Genomic DNA, 2060 nt, shown 5'->3' on the forward strand with positions numbered 1-2060 from the left:
GGCCAGCGCGGCGCGCAGCCGCTCACCGGGGTCCCCGGGGCCGGCGGCGTCGGCGATCAGGCCGAGCCGGATCCGGTCCTCCGGCCGCAGTTCGGCCCGTACCTCTTCGAGGCGGCCCACCGGCACGAGGAACCGCAGGGTGTGCATGGGGTGGCCGGCGGCCTGGTCGTCGCGGTGCCGGGCGACCGCCTCGGCGGGCGGCAGCGCGGTCGGCGGGAACAGGCCGGCGTCGTCGACGAGCCCCTTCAGCACCGGGTTCACGAGGCCGGCCCTCGCCCCGCCCAGGTCCAGGCGTAGTCCGGGTCCTGGGCGGCGTGCGCGCCCTCGCCCAGTTCCAGCGGCCGGAAGGTGTCGACCATGACGGCCAGTTCGTCGAAGAACTCGGCGCCGATCGAGCGCTCGTAGGCGCCGGGCTGCGGTCCGTGCGCGTGCCCGCCGGGGTGCAGCGAGACGGAGCCCTGGCCGATGCCGGAGCCCTTGCGGGCCTCGTAGTCGCCGCCGCAGTAGAACATCACCTCGTCGCTGTCCACGTTGGAGTGGTAGTACGGCACGGGGATGGCCAGCGGGTGGTAGTCCACCTTGCGGGGCACGAAGTTGCAGATGACGAAGTTGTCGCCCTCGAAGACCTGGTGCGCGGGCGGCGGCTGGTGCAGTCTGCCGGTCAGCGGCTCGAAGTCGTGGACGCCGAACGTGTACGGATACAGGCAGCCGTCCCAGCCCACCACGTCGAAGGGATGGGTGGCCTGCGTGAACACGGTGCCCAGGACCTCCCCGCGCGGCCCCCGGTGCTTGACGTACACCTCGACGTCGGTGCCGGTGGCGAGCAGCGGTCCGGCCGGGCCGTGCAGATCGCGCTCGCAGTACGGCGCGTGCTCCAGGAGCTGGCCGTGGCGGGACAGGTAGCGGCGCGGGGCGGAGATGTGCGAGTTCGCCTCGACGCAGAGGAGACGCAGCGGTTCCCCGCCCTCGGGCAGCCACCGGTGGGTGGTGGCCCTCGGGAGCAGGACGTAGTCACCGGCCCGGGCGGAAAGCGCCCCGAACACGGTCTCCACGGTGGCGCTGCCGGCCTCCACGTAGACGCACTCGTCACCGATGCCGTTGCGGTACAGCGGCGAGACGGTGTCGGCGACGACGTAGCCGATGCGTACGTCACCGTTGCCGAGCAGCAGCCGCCGCCCCGTCACCGCGTCGGTGCCCCGCCGGGCGTCGTCCGGGAAGAGGTCGTGGGTCTTGAGGTGGCGGGGCTTGAGCGGGTGGTTGGCGGTGGTGCCCTGGCCGGGGATGTCCCAGACCCGGGAATCGGTGATCGCCGAGGGGATCTCCCGGTGGTAGAGCAGCGAGGAGTCGGAGGAGAACCCCTCCTCGCCCATGAGTTCCTCGTAGCGGAGACGGCCGTCCGCGTCAGGGTGCTGGGTGTGCCGCTTGGGCGGGACGTCGCCGACACTGCGGTAGTAGGGCATGGGGATGTCCTTGGTTCACGGGGCCGGGCCGCGCGAGGCGGCCCGGCCCGGACGGGGTCAGACGGACGCCGTGGTGGCCGACGGGACCGTTGCGGTGAGCCGCGGCTCCTTCGGCACCTTGAGGAAGGAGAGCATCACGGCACAGACGACGAGGCAGATGATGGGGAAGTACAGGCCGACGGTGACGTCGTCGGCGGTGGCGTTCCTGCCGATGATGTACGGGCTGAAGAAACCGCCCAGAGCGGCGATGGAGTTGATCCCCGCCAGCCCCACCGCGGCCTGCCCGCGCGGCAGCACCTGTGCCGCCAGCGCCCAGTACGGGGCCATGTAGCCGAGCACACCGACCGCGACGAGGGAGAGACAGATCATCGCGGGCACCGGATCGTGCCGGAACACCATCGTCCCGATCAGCCCCACCGCCGCCACCAGCATCAGCCCGACGACGTGGAAGCGCCGCTCGCCCGTGCGGTCGGAGGTCCGCGCCACCAGGAGCATGCCGGCCGCGCCGACCAGGTACGGGACGGCACCCAGGAAGCCGATGTTGGTGGCCGAGTAGGACGGGTCGAGCTGCCGGACGATCTGCGGCAGGGAGAAGAAGTT

2 protein-coding genes and 1 pseudogene are annotated in these 2060 nt (G+C 71.9%); all 3 read right to left on the reverse strand.

All coding sequences use genetic code 11. The features are described from left to right. Nucleotides 1–261, reverse strand: a pseudogene (locus tag IH13_RS0119145) (hypothetical protein); the annotation flags it as partial. Continuing rightward, entirely contained in the window at nt 258–1460 is a 1203-nt protein-coding gene (locus tag IH13_RS0119150) for a homogentisate 1,2-dioxygenase (RefSeq protein WP_031086048.1), read from the reverse strand. The pseudogene IH13_RS0119145 and the gene IH13_RS0119150, both read right to left, overlap by 4 nt. 57 nt (nt 1461–1517) lie before the next feature. Beyond that, nucleotides 1518–2060, reverse strand: a 543-nt coding sequence (locus IH13_RS0119155) for an MFS transporter (RefSeq protein ID WP_031086050.1), incomplete at its 5' end; no start/stop codon positions are given.

The sequence above is a fragment of the Streptomyces sp. NRRL WC-3549 genome (genome assembly GCF_000721935.1).
GTDB lineage: Bacteria > Actinomycetota > Actinomycetes > Streptomycetales > Streptomycetaceae > Streptomyces.

Bases quoted from the DNA above. Each gene is read 5' to 3' on its own strand.
- IH13_RS0119150 (WP_031086048.1), bottom strand. From the start codon at position 1,460: ATGCCCTACTACCGCAGTGTCGGCGACGTCCCGCCCAAGCGGCACACC.